The organism is Sphingobium sp. (genome assembly GCF_048594625.1).
Classification (GTDB): Bacteria; Pseudomonadota; Alphaproteobacteria; order Sphingomonadales; family Sphingomonadaceae; genus Sphingobium.
In genome coordinates this window covers 82154-96469 of sequence record NZ_JBMDWL010000093.1, presented here as the reverse complement: position 1 = coordinate 96469, position 14316 = coordinate 82154, and the positions used below count along the sequence as shown (strand labels likewise).

The following is a 14316-nucleotide window of genomic DNA, read 5'->3' as shown; positions in this document are numbered from 1 at the left end:
GCTTCGGTAGCGAGGAGATACGAGACCGTAATTCATACGATTAGATAGGTGATTGCCATGTGATTGCTGACGGAAAGGGTGTAATCGTCGAAATGGCATCGCCCGGCGGCATCAATGCGCGACACAAAATCTAAAATGGGGCGTAAATGCATGAAAAAGCAATAGATTATTAACCAGGTCGATTTAGCTTTCCGCGTCACAGGAGGACCAATCTCATGGCGATCACAATCGGTAGCGGACTTCAGAATTTTGCTTTCCCCGTCGGCTATACCGGCCCCAGCGGTGGCAAGCAGTCGGGCGAGGCAAAGGTGGATAGCAATCTGGCGCGCGCGATCGAGGATCTTAAGGAAGCGGCGGCAAAGACACCTGCGGAGCGCGCCCGCGACGAGATATTGAAGCGCAACAATCTGGACGAAAAAAGCTATGCCGCGCTCGACGCCGACGCCCGTCAGGCGATCGACGAACAGATTGCGGAAGCCGTGAAGCAGGCGACCGGCGTCAAGGACAAGGCGGAAAGCACCTTCATGCGCCTCGGCTGAACCCGTCGGGGCTCGCGCATTATACGAAAATATAATCGGTTCGGTGCATGGTGATCGGACCGGCTATGTCATTATGCGGTTGGCAGACGGATGACGAAGGATGCGCCGCCAAGGCCTGACCGGCCGACCGTCAGGCGCCCGTCATGGCTGGCGACGATGGATCGGCAAATGGCCAGACCCATGCCCAGTCCCGACTGTTTGGTCGTGAAGAAACTGTCGAAGATGCGATTGCGATCAGCCGCGCCGATGCCCGGACCGCTGTCTGCGATCTCCAGCGTGACATGATCATCGTCGCTGGTCAAAGATAATATCTCGACCATGCGCCGTTCCGCCCCACTCTGATCCACCGCCTGCAATCCGTTGGTGATCAGGTTGACGACAACCTGGGTCAACTGCACATGATTGCCCGAAATCATGGGCAGGGCGTCGTCCAGTCTGGCGCGCAAGTCCACCGACCGGGTGCGTCCTTCATCCTGTGTCAGGGTCAGCGCTTCCTGCACCACATCGTTCAGGCTGATCGGGACGCGTTCGACGGGTATCCCCGACGACATGTCGCGCAGGCGCTGGATCATGTCGGTCGCCCGCCGTGCATCGTCGACGACGCGCTGCATCCGCAACGCCGCCCGGTCCAGGTCGGGCGGGAACTTGTCCAGCCACAGCAGCGCGGTCTGCCCGTTGACGGCGATGGACGACAGCGGCTGGTTCACTTCATGGGCGATGGAAGCAGACAGTTCGCTGGTCAGCGATGCGCGCGCGGCGTTGACGAACGACGCCTGCATCCGCTGCAATTCCGCTTCGGCCCGGACCTGCCCGCTAATGTCGATCATGCCGATCAGGCTGTTGCCCTGTGGCTGGTTCTGGGTCGGGAATGCCTGCGACAGCAATACCGGCACCCGTTGCCCCGCCAGGCCGCACACGACCGTTTCCTCCATGAAATAGCGGCAACTGGTATAGCGCGCGATCAGGATGCGCCGGAACGTGTCGGGGCGCGCTTCCCAATAAGGGCGCACATTGCGTAGCATCGATCGCGGCTCGCCCGTCCCGAACATGGTTTCGGCATGTTCGTTCGCGTCGGCGATGCGGACCAGATCGAGTGCACGCTCAAATTCCTGCGGATGGGCGTCCAGATAGGCGCCAAGGTCGGTGACGCCTTCGCGCCGCGGCTTTTCGAAAATGGTCAGCGATCCCAGCGCATCGATGCGTAGCAACGCGATGGGCATGTCGTGAAACAGTTGGCGATAACGTTGCTCGCTCGCCTGCAGGCGGGTCATCGTATCATAGGATCGCTCGCGCGTTGCGAATACCAGTCGGACGGATGTGGCGCTGACGGCGCAGGCGCCTACCCGGACGGGCAGATGATCGCCCGCAATCGTGCGCGCCAATATGGCATAGTGCGGGCTGGCGACGCCATGCATGGTCGCGTTCAGAACGCCCTGTACCGACATGAAATCCTCGACCGACACCAGCCGTTTGACCGACTCGCCGATCAGATGGTCTTCCCGTTCCGCACCGAACATGTCGAGCGCGCTGCGATTGACCCGTTCGATGCGCCAGTCCGGACCGATGCTTCCACCGCCTGCCGCCATCGCGCTGACCACGATCGACGGGATCATTTCTTCAACCAGCCTGACATAGGGGGCTGCGTCGTTGAATGGTGCGGCTGGTCCGGAAATCATGCTATCTCTGGCATTCTGCACATCGTCGGCCGGTTTCGCCCATTCCGACATTCCGACCTCTCTTCCCGGATACGGGTGCGGCAACCGGGCCATTTCACGCCGACATCACCGAAAATTGTGCAGGCTGATTTGTTGCAAGTCAAAAGATTCGGGCACGGCAACGTGGCGACATATATGAAAGTATGAGTATCCGTCACTCCGCCACGGGGGCGACACCCCGGCCATTGCGCCTGCATCCATGGTCGTTCGATCGAACGGGCAGCTATGTCAGTGACTGTGATGCAGGCACTCTTCATCCGCTCCGGCGACCGATCGCATATCCTCTATCGCGCCGGTCCTGTTGTCGAACAGCCTGCGCAGATCGATCTGCCGCGACAATATGTCCGCCAGCGTGTAGCGATCCAGAACCGTCAGAAAGGCGCGGGTCGCTTCGTTCAGAATGCGCGGCAACGTGCAGGCGGGCGCGATCAGGCATGAACTGCAATCGACCAGATCGAACCCGGTTTCGGTATGCCGCACGATCTGGCCGATGCTGATCTGATCGGCGGGGCGCCCCAGCCGCAGCCCGCCATTGCGCCCGCGCACCGTGTCCAGAAATCCGGCCTGGCCCAGATCCTGCGCCACCTTCTTCAGATGATCCTTGGACACGCCATAGACGTCGGCGATTTCCTGTATCGACGACAAGCCGCCTTCGTCGCGCGCCGCAACATGCACGAGCACGCGCATCGCATAGTCGGTGTAGCGGGTCAGTTGCATCGGTCGCGTCCAATATATTCCGTCGTGCATCGGCCATGACGCGCGAAACGGCCCGGCACAAGCCGGACCGTCATGCGCATCATGGCCGGGGGATAAACGTCAGGCCGCAACGTTCAGCTCCGTGGCATGTTCGGGATAGGGGGCGACATCGCCCGCACCCTCATTGCCGCCCAGTTCATCGGCAAAGCCATGGTTGACGTCGCGGTGATGGGCTTCGTCGGCCCGCACCACCAGCACCACGTCGCGCAGCGTCGCGTCTTGCGGCAGCTTCCAGTAATGGATGGCGATGGCCGGGGCAGGGCGGTCGGCAATGGCGCCCGCGTCGATCGCCTGCAGGAAGTGGGTGTAGCTGATGACCGCTTCTTCCTCGAAATAGCCCACCACCCGGTGCGCAATGCGCGGCGCGACCAGATAGATGCCGAAGAAAGCGCAGTAGAATCCCCACTGGACCAGCAGGATCAGCAGCCGTTCGAACATGTTGGGCTGCGCCACCTTGATGAAGGTCATCAGGTGCATCCGTTCATTTTCCGCTTCTTCCATCAGCGTGCGGATCCAGCCATTGTCATCGACCATGCGGCGCAGGCACTTGAGGTGGGTCAGCGTGGCGCCGACCATGCCGGGAACCGCCGCGACCGTTTCGATCACGATGGCGCGATGGGTGTGGCGTTCCTGAAACATCAGGTCCGCAAAGAAGCGCAGGGTCTTGGTGAAGCCGAAGGCAATGCGGTCGCCGAAATTTTGCGGTTTCCGATGTTCGATGCTGACTGCGATTTTCTCATACATCTCGAATTCCTTCCCTTGCAGCGCGGCCCGTCAGAAGGGCGAGTCGCGAAAGGTGCATCCTGTGTGCCCCTTTTTGATTCGAAGTGCAAGCTAAAAGATGCTGTTGACATGCACCTTTTTATCGAACAATAGGTGCACTTAACTTGCACCTTATGGAGTCGCTCCATGAACCATCCATTGATGATTGAGGAAGCCGCCATCCGGCCGCTGGTCGAGGCTTTCTATGAACGCGTACGCGCCGACGCGCTGCTGGCGCCTATATTCGGCGCGCATGTGCATGACTGGGATGATCATCACGGTCGGCTGACCGATTTCTGGTCGTCCATCATGCGCACCAGCGGCCGGTACAAGGGTAGCCCGCTCGCACTGCACCTGTTGCATGCCGATGCGATGACGCCAGATCGTTTCGAACGCTGGCTCGCGCTGTGGCGCGAAACGTCGGACGCGCTTTTGCCCGCACCTGCCGCCGCCGCCGTGCAGGCCAAGGCCGCCCGCATCGCCGAAAGCTTTCAACTCGCCATCCAGTATCGCCGTTCGCCCGTCGCGGCGGCCTGAACCATCCCCCAAGGAGTGAACATCATGTCCGAACCTCTCAGCCCCGCCACCATCGCCATCGTCAAGGCGACTGTTCCCGCACTGGCCCAGCATGGCACCGCCATTACCAAGGCGATGTATGCGCGCCTGTTTGAGGACGATCATATCCGGTCGCTGTTCAATCACGCGAATCAGGGTGAAAGCGGGGCGCAGGTCCATGCGCTGGCCGCCGCGATCGTCGCCTATGCGCAGAATATCGAAAATCTGGGTGCGCTGGTCCCGGTGGTCGAACGCATCGCCTATAAACATGTCGGCTATCACATCCTACCCGAACATTATCCGTTCGTCGCCAACGCCCTGCTGGCCGCGATCAAGGAAGTGCTGGGCGACGCCGCAACCGACGATGTGCTTGGCGCATGGGGGGAGGCCTACTGGTTCCTTGCCAACATCCTCAAGGCCCGCGAAGTCGTGCTGCGCGATGAAATCATGCGGTCGGAAGGCGGCTGGAACGGCTGGCGTCGCTTCGTCGTCGCGGACAAGATCCGCGAAAGCAGCGTCATCACATCCTTCATCCTGCGTCCCGAAGATGGCGGGCCGGTGCTGCGTCACAAGCCTGGCCAGTATCTGACCTTCCGCCTGAAGCCCGAAGGCGTGCCCGAACTCAAGCGCAACTATTCCATCTCCTGCGGGCCGAACGGCGAATATTACCGCATTTCGGTGAAGCGCGAAGAAAACGGGCAGGGCGGCTCGCGCTTCCTGCACGATCATGTGCAGATTGGCGATGTGCTGGAAACGACGCCGCCCGCCGGTGACTTCTTCCTGGCCGAAGCGCCCCAGCGTCCGGTCATCCTGCTGTCGGGCGGCGTCGGCCTGACCCCGATGGTCAGCATGGCCGAAGCGATCGCCCGCGATCATCCGCATCTGAACGCCCATTATGTCCATGGCGCGATCAACAGCGAAACCCATGCCATGGACGCGCATGTTCGCGAACTGGCGGCGGCGTGCCCCACGCTCAAAATCTCGACCTTCTACAGCGACCCTCTGCCCGCCGACGAACTGGGCCGCACCCATCAGGGCGAAGGCTTCATTTCCACCGACTGGCTGGCGGCAAACACGCCGCTGACGGAAGCGGACATCTTCCTGTGCGGTCCCAAGCCCTTCCTGCGGACGTTCGTGGCGGGACTGTCGCTCGCGGGCGTTGCGTCCGACCGTATCCATTATGAGTTTTTCGGCCCTGCCGACGAACTGATGGCGGCCTGATGCGATGAAGGTGGCGGAACCCGATCGCGTGCCCTTAGTCGGCGCCTGACGCGATCGGGTTCCAATCCATCGATCGTCGCATGACGCCGCCGGGTGCGTGCCGGATTATCGGGCGCGTCCGGCGCGCGATACTGGCGACAGGCGCGCCATATCGATCACCTTCGCTACCGGCCATATGCCAGGGCGAACCTGCGATCCGACCCTGAAGGAATGATCATCATGACCGACCAACCGTCACAGCCCTACCGGTCCACGCCGCTCTTCACGCAGGACAATTTGCCACAGGCGCTTCAGCGCGAACATCGCACCAAAATCGGGGTGTGGGGCCTGCTCTGCGTCACCGAAGGCAGCATCCGTTTCGTGCACGAAGATGGTCGCCCGCCCTGTATCGTGACGCCGCAGGCCCCCTGTCTGATCGAACCCGATTCCCCGCATCATGTCGAATTGATGGGACCGGTGTCGCTGCGGGTCGATTTCTACGATCATCAACCGGTTGGGCGATTGCCCTGATTGTCGGCCGGGATGGATCAGGCCGCGGACCTGTCGGCATCCTCATCCCCCGAACACGCCGCCGGGCATGTGGAGAAGGGCGGGAACATATTTTCCTGCTCCGTTGAAGGCGGAATTGGCGGCGGCGGATAGCCTTCCGCCGGGACCAGCGCGGCCGCCCGGTCGAGGATGGTGGCGACGAACACCTCCCGCGCATATTTGGGCATGCGGTGTACGGCGTTGAGCAGGGACAGTTGCGCATCGTCGGCGATCGCCATGATGCCGTCCTCCATGCCCGATGCGGTCGCATATTGGCTGCCGCTTACGCTGTCGAGCGTGGCGCAGCGATGAACCACCAGCCGCAACAGGTAACGGACCGGGGTATCGAACAGGCCCGACGTTTCGTGCCAGGCGTCGCGCACTTCTTCCAGGACGCGTTCGACGTCGATGCGATTGGCGAGCAGCCGGGTGGCCAGCCGCTTCAATTGCGGTCGCGCGCGCATGAAATCCTGTTCCCGGCATCGGGTATCGATCTGCGCCGATACCGGCTCTGCATCGTCCATGACCATATATTGCGTCATTGCGGCCTCTGTTGGTCAGGCTGTGACGGACGCGCCGTGCAGGACGCATCCGTCACAGCCAAAATCCTGTCTTTGCAGGGGCAGCAACATCAGACGGAATCCCAGTCATCATCATCCGGTCGGATAGGTTTCGCATGAAATGGGCGCGTCAATGCGCGCGATATTCCTGCCCCAGCTGACCCGGCACGGTCAGCATCGCAAGCGCCTCCACCTGTCGGCGGTTAAGGCCGAAGGACAGCAGCGCAGGCACATATTCCTCCGCCATGCCGCGCCGGACGATCGACGCATGGACGAACTGGCGCAGCGCCTGACGACGCGGCGTGTCGGGTTCCTGCACCGGTTTTTCACCTATGATCATCGCCATCGCATGGGACAGCATGGACCATAATGTGCCGGGACGCGGGGGTGCGACTGGTGCCTTGCGGGTCGATTCGTCGAATGCGCGGGATACTTCCGCCCATTCCGTCTGGTTCAGATGCAGGTCGATCATGATGTCTGCTCCTCGGCTCGACCGATCTGTACGACGGATGGATTGCTGCGATTATCGGTGTGTCGGGCACCTGATTGCTGATCAAAAGCGACCAATATGCTCCGGCTGGCCCCCCCCCGGATTGTGCGATGAACAGGCCACTGTCGCCCCGCGCCATGGCGCATGTGCCTCATACGATGGGATAGGCGACGGCCTCCTTCCTTGGTGCGCGCCCTTGGCTCTGTTAAAACCCCGGCAGGAGTTTGAGGCATTGATCGAAAAAGATTTTCCCACGTCGGACGAGAATGGAGGCGCCGCGCCGGCGGATGCAGCGCCTCTGGTCGTTATCGCCGACGATCAGGAAAGACAGCGTGAAGCGCTGGAGGAACTGTTCGCCTCGGTCGGCATCGACACGCTCTGTTTCGCCAGCGCGACCGATCTGCTGGCCGCGACCCTGCCCGACCGGCCCGGCTGCTTCATTCTGGATGTACGGATGCCGGGGATCAGCGGGCTTGATCTTCAGATCGAACTGGCGCGCAATCGCCATGTGATGCCGATCATTTTCCTGACGGGGCATGGTGACGTGCCGATGAGCATCCGGGCGATGAAGGCCGGGGCGTTCGAATTCAAGACCAAGCCGGTGCGCGAACAGGATCTGCTGGACGCCGTGGGCGCCGCGATCGACATCGACCGCGCGCGCCGCGCCGCCGATCAGGGCGTTATCGAAAATATCGCGCGTTTCGAAACGCTGTCACCGCGGGAACGGCAGGTGTTGGAACTGATCGTACGGGGGCTTCTCAATAAACAGATCGCCTATGAACTGGGCGTCATGGAGGTAACGGTGAAACTGCACCGTGGAAGTGTGATGAAAAAAATGGAAGCCGGATCGGTCGCGGAACTTGTACGCATCTGGGATATGTTGCCCGTGGAAATCCGACAGGACGAAGCTGCCTAGACCACCGTATGCCTTTAGCAACGCCCTGAATTTTCGCATTGTCGGTGTCCAGGTTCCGACTATCGAGGAACTTCAATTGCAGCCTATTCCTATCATTGCTGTCGTCGATGACGATCCGGGCATGTGCGATGCTATCGCCGAACTGGTGGAGGTTCTGGACTTCGACAGCGCGCGATACACGTCGCCCGAAGATTTTCTGGCGGACCTTGCCGACCGGCGTTTCGACTGCGTGGTATCGGACGTCCGCATGCCCGTGATGGATGGGTTCGAACTCGCGCGCCATCTGGCCCGGATCGCGCCGACCCTGCCGGTCATCTTCGTCAGCTCGATCGACGACGAAACCACCTACCGGAATGTGGAGCGGGCAGGGGGCATCGCCTTTCTGCGCAAGCCGCTCGACATCGACGATTTCCAGCGCTGCATCGTACAGGCGCTGGAACGGGCCTGACCCCGCATCCTGACAGCATTTCGATGTTATCTGGAACAGATGGCGGTTCGCAAAATGCGGTAAACAAAAGACATTTTATAGCATGGTGGAATTCAATCCAGTCGGATCATGCTCTCAATATTCCGCGCCCCTACATATCCTGTGGCGTCGACTGGTGATCGATGCTGCTGATCGAAAAACTCAGCATCCTGTCCATCCGCACCAGATCCTGCACATTCTTCGCTGCGATCTTGTGCATGGCATTGCTGCGGTGGATCTTGACGGTGATTTCGCTCAGGCCCAGTGCCTGCGCAATTTCCTTATTCTTCCTGCCCGTCAGGATCAGCGACGCGACCTGTTTTTCGCGGGGCGTCAGGCTGGCATAGCGCAGCCTTATCTCACCCGTTCCGATGGCCTGCATGCGTGATTGCAGGTTGATTTCTATGGCGGTGTTGGCCGCGTCCAGAACATCCTGATCGCGCAGCGGCTTCAACAGAAAATCGATCGCCCCGGCTTTCAGCCCGCGCACGGCCATGGGAATATCGGCATGGCCGCTCATGAAGATGACGGGCAGCATTAAGCCATGCGCCGCCAGCCGGGCCTGCAATTCCAGCCCGCCCAGTTGCGGCAGACGTACGTCGCACAGCAGGCATCCGGGCGAAAGCGGATCGGCCTGATCCAGAAATTCCAGCGCCGTCGTGTAACTGCGGACCGGCAGACCTACCGACAGGAACAGTTCTTCCAAAGCGTCGCGGATACCTGCGTCGTCGTCCACGACATGGACGATCGGTTCGGCTGCTGTTGTCTGTGCGTCCATTGCGTCCTCCCGCTCAGGCGACGATGGCGCCCGACGCGTTATCGGGCAAATCCAGGGGCATGATAGGTGGAAAGCCGTATGTGCGCCAGCATACGAAGGGTTAGGGCATGTCCCGTCAGGCCCAACCGATCGTCGGCTGATCCCGTCCCGTCCCATGACCTGTTCTTTTGCATCGGGATTGCTTCCTTTTTGGCACCTATGATCTGACGATTGGGTCGATAATCGAAGCACTCGGTTCGACCTATCCTGCCATCGTGAAAATAACGATGGAGTGGACCGTGCCAGCAGCCGCCGATCAGACACCACCCTATGCGGCGCTGGCCGTCGCGGGATATGGCGCGGTTCTGGGATCGCTGTTTCCGCTGGTCGCGGTCTTTTCGCTGGCCGACATTACGGGCGGCCTGCATGTCGCGGCCGACAGCGGTGCACTGGTCAACACATTCCAGAATGTCGGCGCGATTGCCGGCATTTTCGCAACGCCCGCGCTGGCGTTCGGGATCGGTCGAGGCCGCGCGATGGCGGTTATCGCCGCTGGCTTCATCATCAGCGCCTCTCTCTGCGCGCTGGCCCCCAATCTGCCGGTCATGCTGTTCGCCCGCACGCTGCACGGCATATTCGGTGGGGCGATGCCGCTGATGTTCATGCTGCTCGTCATGACGACATTATTGCCGGGGCGGGGACGGTTCGAAGGGATGACGCTGTTTGCGGCATCGACCTCCATATTCTTCGGTCTGGCGGCCAGCGTGGGCGGCCTGCTGGTCGATCATTTCGGCTGGCGCAGCCTCTTCTGGGCGCAGGCGCTGCTCGCCATTCCCTACTGGCTGATGGCGCGCGGGGTGATGACCGCTGAAAAAGGCCGCATCGACATACTGAAAGGCGCCGACTGGCCCAGCTTCGCGATGCTGTTCGCGGGGCTTGCCATGATCGTGATCGCCGGGTCTGAAGGCGAACGCCATTTCTGGCTGGAAACATGGTGGGTGCCCGCACTGGCGCTCGGCGGCTTCGTCATGACCGTCATCGCCGTCGCCGGTATGCTGCGGTCGCAAAAGCCGCTGCTGATGCTGTCGGTCTTTCGTCGCGCCACGTTCAGCTGGGGCATCATCCTCTCGCTCTTCTTCCGCTTCGGGCAGATGTTCGCCGTCTATATCGTGCCATCCTATCTCGGCCGGTTGCAGGGTTACAGGCCGATCGACACCGGGACCGTGCTGTCGGCGATGGCGCCCGCCACCGCACTGGCGGTGATCCTGTCCTATATCTGGGCGCGGCGTTTCGACAGCCGCTGGCTGCTGTCGGCGGGCCTTGCCAGCTTTGCCGTCGCGGCCGGTCTGTGCGTGTCGCTGACCACCGAATGGGCCGCCGATCAGTTGCGGGTCGCGGCCGCCGTCACCGGCCTTGGCATGGGTTTCTTCAGCGTCGCGGTGCTGCGCTTTGCAACCTTTCAGGTCACGCTTCAGGATGGACCGACCGTGGGGATGATCTTCAACCTCACCCGCATATTCGGCATCGTGTCGGGCCTTGGCATCCTGTCGCACGTCGTGGTGGAGAGGGAGAAATTCCATTCGGCCATGCTGGTCGAAACGATCGGCGCGACTTCGCCCGAAACGGCCCAGCGACTGGCCCAGAGCGCGGGCGCATTCGCCCGGTTCAGCGGTGACATGGACGCGGCGCAGACCGCCGCCATTTCCGCACTGGGCCGTGCCACGGGGGGGCAGGCCTTCACGCTCGCCTTCTCCGACGCCTTCTTCGTTTCCGCCATTTCACTCGCCCTGGGGGCCATTCTGGTCTGGGCGCTACCCGCCGTCCCGGCCGAAGTCCCCGTACATCCAACACGCCCCGCAGCAAAGGGATCAGCCGCATGACCAGCACAGTATCGCAGCCCCATATTGCAGGGGTTCAGGACAATATCGCGCCGCCCGCACCGCCCAGTTGGAGCGCGGGCCGCCGCGTCGCGACCGCCTTTCTGCTGGGTGGTGCCGCCATTGCCGGCGTGGCCGCGCTTTACGCCTATGGGCCGGGCAGCATAGCCTTCGTCTCTACGGACAATGCCTATGTGAAGGGCGACGTCACATTCATATCGCCCAAGGTGCCGGGATATGTGACCGCCGTGCTGACGGAGAATAATCAGCGGGTAAAGCCCGGTCAGCTGCTGATCCGCATCGACCCCACCGATTATTCGTCGGCGGTCGCCGACACCGAAGCCTCCATTGCGCAGGCTCATGCCTCCCTGCGTCAGATCGCCGCGCAACAGCAGTTGCAGGATGCGCAGATCCGGGCTGCCGACGCGGGCGTCATATCGGCAAAGGCCAATGCCACCCGCAGCAGCGCGGATTTCAGGCGATCCGATGCGTTGGTCGATCAGGGGGCGGTGAGCCGCCAGCTGTTCGAAGCGGCGGAGGCGGAAAATATCCGTTCCCGGTCCGCCGTGGCGCAATCCTCCGCGCAGGCCGATGTCGCCCGCAAACAGCTTGGCGTGCTTGGTGCCCAGCGCCTCACCGCGCAGGCGCAATTGCAAAGCGCGCAGGCGAAACTGACACGGGCGCAGGCGGATTTGGGCCGAACGGATATACGCGCGCCGCGCGAAGGACGCGTGGCGGCCCGCAATGTCCGCCTTGGCGAATATGTGAATACCGGTACGCGCTTGCTCGCCATCACGCCGACGGAAGGATTGTGGATAGAGGCCAATTTGCGGGAAACCCAGCTGGCGCGCATCCGCCCCGGCGACCGGGTGCAGATCGGCGTGGATGCGGTGCCCGACGTCCGATTCTGCGGTGTGGTGGAAGGGACGCTGGGCGCCAGCGGTTCGGAATTTTCCGTCATTCCGCCCGACAATGCGACCGGCAATTTTACAAAGATCGTCCGGCGCTTCACCGTCCGCATCCTGCTCGATCCGCGTCAGCCAGGCCTCGATCGCCTTTCGACCGGCATGTCGGTGACGCCCCGGATAGAGATCGGGTCGCATGTCGATGGCCGGTCGCATGGCGGGTTGATCAGCTGGCTGGTCGGCGGCGCCTTCCGTTGCGAGGCGCGGTCATGAGGCGTTTTCTGATCCTCGCCGCCGCCGGGCTGCTGGCGGGCTGCATGACGCCGCCGTATCTGGGACCAGCGCCTGAAGTGAAGGCGCCCCAAACATATCGGAGCGCGGACAGTTTCACCGCCGCGCCCACGCCATGGCCATCGGACACATGGTGGACCGCCTATGGCGACCCGCAACTCAGCGCGCTGATCGACGAAGCGCTGGCGAACGCGCCCACCATGGCGCAGGCGTCCGCCCGCCTGCGCCGTGCCGAAGCACTGGTGGGATCGGCCAATGCGGCGCTGTTGCCGTCGATTTCCGCCGACGGGTCGCTCACGGTCAGCAAACCCAGCGTCAATGACGGAATTCCCGTCCTGCCCGAACGGCGCGGCTATCATGATTATGGCCGCGCAACGCTGGGCTTTGGCTGGGAACTGGATTTCTGGGGCAGGAACCGCGCGGCGCTGGCGGCGGCAACGTCGGATGCGCAGGCTGCGGGCGCGGATGCGGCGGCGGCCCGGCTGATCGTGTCGGCATCGGTTGCTGCAACCTACGCCGATCTCGTGCGCCTGTATAATGATCGCGACGTGCTGGCCGAAACGCTCAGGGTTCGGGAAAAATCGCTCGCACTGGTGCAGATGCGCGTGGAACAGGGTTTCGATTCCGACGCCGATCTGGCGCAGGCGCAGGCAGGTCCACCGGCGGTCCGTTCGGACCTGGCCCAGGCCGATGAAGCGATCGGGCTGACCCGCAACCGCCTCGCCGCCTTGCTGGGGGCGGGGCCGGATCGCGGACGCCGGATCGATCGCCCGAATGCGCCTGCGCTGAAGGGTTTCGGCCTGCCGTCCAATCTGTCCGCCGATCTTCTGGGGCACCGTCCGGACATCGTGGCGGCGCGCTGGCGTGTCGAGGCGGCGGGCAAGCGGATCAAGGTCGCAAAGGCGCAATTCTACCCGAACATCAACCTGATGGGCCTGATCGGCTTTGAATCGCTGGGCATCGGCAATCTGCTGGACGGTGGCAGCGACATCGGCGCGGCTGGACCGGCGATCAGCCTGCCGATCTTCGATGGTGGTCGCCGCCGCGCCCATTATCGCGGCGCGCGGGCGGATTATGACGCGGCGGTCGCAAGCTATGACGAAACGCTGACACAGGCGCTGCGCGATGTCGCGGATGTCGCCGTCAGCAGCCGTCAACTGGCGGAAGAAATGCAGGGCGCCGACGCCGCGCTGTCCGCCACGGAACGGGCCTATCGCCTTGCCCGGCTTCGCTACACGCAGGGGGCCAGCGATTATCAGTCCGTCCTGCTGGTGGAGGATCGCCTGCTTCAGCGGCGCCGCATCGTCGCCGCGCTGCAATCGCGCAATTTCATCCTCGACGTGGCGCTTATCCGCAGCCTTGGCGGAGGCGTCATGCGCTGACTTCTCATTGTGGTGCCGGGGGCAGGAATGATGTGGCGCCTTGCCCGTAATTCTTGCCGAACGGACCGGCTACACGGGGAATGCGGTCGCTCGGTCCCCCCTCCCGATGCTTCGAGCGACCGCATCCCCAGATAGGAAGCCCCCAGATGACCCAATTTTACAGCGCCGCCGCCACCGCCCTTGGTGGCCGATCGGGTTTCGCCAGCAGCAGCGATGGCCGGTTGAAAGTCGAACTGTCGACCCCTTCCGCCCTTGGCGGAGACGACGGCCCCGGCACCAATCCCGAACAGCTTTTCGCCGCGGCGCAGGCCGCATCCCTGCTCGCCGCCATCCGCAAGGTGGCACGGGCGAAGGGGATGGACGTGCCCGCCGATAGCAATGTCACCGCGACCATCGCGCTTGATGGCGACAGCGACGACGCCCTGATCCTCAGCGTCGCGCTGGCTGCGGACATCCCGTGCATCGACATCGCGACGGCGACGCAGATCGTCGAAGAAGCGATGCGCATCTGTCCTATCGCCCGCGCGACCGGCGATCATGTGTCGGCCATCGTCAACGTCGACTGACGGTGACGACGCGATACCGGCGCGATCCGT

General features: G+C 62.5%; 16 protein-coding genes. 10 read left to right on the top strand and 6 right to left on the bottom strand.

Features of this window, described 5'->3' with window-relative positions; translation table 11 throughout:
* The first annotated feature begins 215 nt into the window (after window positions 1-215).
* Window positions 216-539, top strand: coding sequence for a hypothetical protein (locus ACOJSJ_RS11880; protein WP_420145191.1), 324 nt, complete (start codon window positions 216-218; stop codon window positions 537-539).
* Window positions 540-610: 71 nt separating this feature from the next.
* On the opposite strand, the gene ACOJSJ_RS11875 is transcribed toward ACOJSJ_RS11880, so the two are convergent.
* The 3 genes from ACOJSJ_RS11875 to ACOJSJ_RS11865 all read right to left on the bottom strand — a co-directional run bounded on the left by ACOJSJ_RS11875 (window position 611) and on the right by ACOJSJ_RS11865 (window position 3754).
* Window positions 611-2266, bottom strand: a complete 1656-nt coding sequence (locus tag ACOJSJ_RS11875) for an ATP-binding protein (protein WP_420145190.1) — start codon at window positions 2264-2266, stop codon at window positions 611-613.
* A gap of 216 nt (window positions 2267-2482) precedes the next feature.
* On the bottom strand, window positions 2483-2971 hold the full coding sequence (locus ACOJSJ_RS11870) for an Rrf2 family transcriptional regulator (RefSeq protein ID WP_420145189.1): 489 nt from the start codon (window positions 2969-2971) through the stop codon (window positions 2483-2485).
* A 99-nt stretch (window positions 2972-3070) separates the two neighbouring features.
* A complete protein-coding gene (locus tag ACOJSJ_RS11865) occupies window positions 3071-3754 on the bottom strand; it encodes an alternative oxidase (RefSeq protein ID WP_420145188.1) in 684 nt (227 codons plus the stop codon).
* Window positions 3755-3919: 165 nt separating this feature from the next.
* Between ACOJSJ_RS11865 and ACOJSJ_RS11860 the strand changes: the two genes are divergently transcribed.
* The 3 genes from ACOJSJ_RS11860 to ACOJSJ_RS11850 all read left to right on the top strand — a co-directional run bounded on the left by ACOJSJ_RS11860 (window position 3920) and on the right by ACOJSJ_RS11850 (window position 6058).
* The gene (locus ACOJSJ_RS11860) at window positions 3920-4309 is read left to right on the top strand and encodes a group III truncated hemoglobin (RefSeq protein WP_420145187.1); all 390 of its coding nucleotides are present in this window, start codon (window positions 3920-3922) and stop codon (window positions 4307-4309) included.
* A gap of 24 nt (window positions 4310-4333) precedes the next feature.
* Window positions 4334-5548 (top strand): NO-inducible flavohemoprotein, encoded by a 1215-nt coding sequence (hmpA, locus tag ACOJSJ_RS11855; protein WP_420145186.1) that lies wholly within the window; start codon window positions 4334-4336, stop codon window positions 5546-5548.
* Between the two features lie 219 nt (window positions 5549-5767).
* A complete protein-coding gene (locus ACOJSJ_RS11850) occupies window positions 5768-6058 on the top strand; it encodes a DUF1971 domain-containing protein (protein WP_420145185.1) in 291 nt (96 codons plus the stop codon).
* 17 nt (window positions 6059-6075) lie between these two features.
* On the opposite strand, the gene ACOJSJ_RS11845 is transcribed toward ACOJSJ_RS11850, so the two are convergent.
* Together ACOJSJ_RS11845 and ACOJSJ_RS11840 are read right to left on the bottom strand one after the other, a co-directional pair.
* On the bottom strand, window positions 6076-6618 hold the full coding sequence (locus ACOJSJ_RS11845; protein ID WP_420145184.1) for a hypothetical protein: 543 nt from the start codon (window positions 6616-6618) through the stop codon (window positions 6076-6078).
* 148 nt (window positions 6619-6766) lie between these two features.
* Window positions 6767-7108, bottom strand: a complete 342-nt coding sequence (locus tag ACOJSJ_RS11840) for a hypothetical protein (protein ID WP_420145183.1) — start codon at window positions 7106-7108, stop codon at window positions 6767-6769.
* A gap of 250 nt (window positions 7109-7358) precedes the next feature.
* On the opposite strand from ACOJSJ_RS11840, the gene ACOJSJ_RS11835 reads away from it, so the two are divergent.
* Window positions 7359-8042, top strand: a complete 684-nt coding sequence (locus tag ACOJSJ_RS11835; RefSeq protein WP_420145182.1) for a response regulator transcription factor — start codon at window positions 7359-7361, stop codon at window positions 8040-8042.
* On the top strand, window positions 7987-8490 hold the full coding sequence (locus ACOJSJ_RS11830; protein WP_420145181.1) for a response regulator transcription factor: 504 nt from the start codon (window positions 7987-7989) through the stop codon (window positions 8488-8490). Before ACOJSJ_RS11835 ends, ACOJSJ_RS11830 begins: the two co-directional genes overlap by 56 nt.
* A gap of 130 nt (window positions 8491-8620) precedes the next feature.
* Here ACOJSJ_RS11830 and ACOJSJ_RS11825 read toward each other — a convergent pair whose 3' ends face one another.
* Window positions 8621-9286, bottom strand: coding sequence for a response regulator transcription factor (locus ACOJSJ_RS11825; RefSeq protein ID WP_420145180.1), 666 nt, complete (start codon window positions 9284-9286; stop codon window positions 8621-8623).
* A 278-nt stretch (window positions 9287-9564) separates the two neighbouring features.
* Here ACOJSJ_RS11825 and ACOJSJ_RS11820 point away from each other — a divergent pair, with 278 nt between their 5' ends.
* From ACOJSJ_RS11820 to ACOJSJ_RS11805, 4 genes are all read left to right on the top strand, one after another.
* Window positions 9565-11145 carry an MFS transporter gene (locus ACOJSJ_RS11820; protein WP_420145179.1) on the top strand — a complete coding sequence of 527 codons (1581 nt, stop codon included), beginning with the start codon at window positions 9565-9567 and terminating at the stop codon, window positions 11143-11145.
* Window positions 11142-12320 carry an HlyD family secretion protein gene (locus ACOJSJ_RS11815; RefSeq protein ID WP_420145178.1) on the top strand — a complete coding sequence of 393 codons (1179 nt, stop codon included), beginning with the start codon at window positions 11142-11144 and terminating at the stop codon, window positions 12318-12320. The genes ACOJSJ_RS11820 and ACOJSJ_RS11815 overlap by 4 nt, the downstream gene beginning before the upstream one ends.
* Window positions 12317-13720, top strand: a complete 1404-nt coding sequence (locus ACOJSJ_RS11810) for an efflux transporter outer membrane subunit (protein WP_420145177.1) — start codon at window positions 12317-12319, stop codon at window positions 13718-13720. Before ACOJSJ_RS11815 ends, ACOJSJ_RS11810 begins: the two co-directional genes overlap by 4 nt.
* Before the next feature lie 146 nt (window positions 13721-13866).
* A complete protein-coding gene (locus tag ACOJSJ_RS11805) occupies window positions 13867-14286 on the top strand; it encodes an Ohr family peroxiredoxin (RefSeq protein WP_420145176.1) in 420 nt (139 codons plus the stop codon).
* Window positions 14287-14316 lie beyond the last annotated feature (30 nt).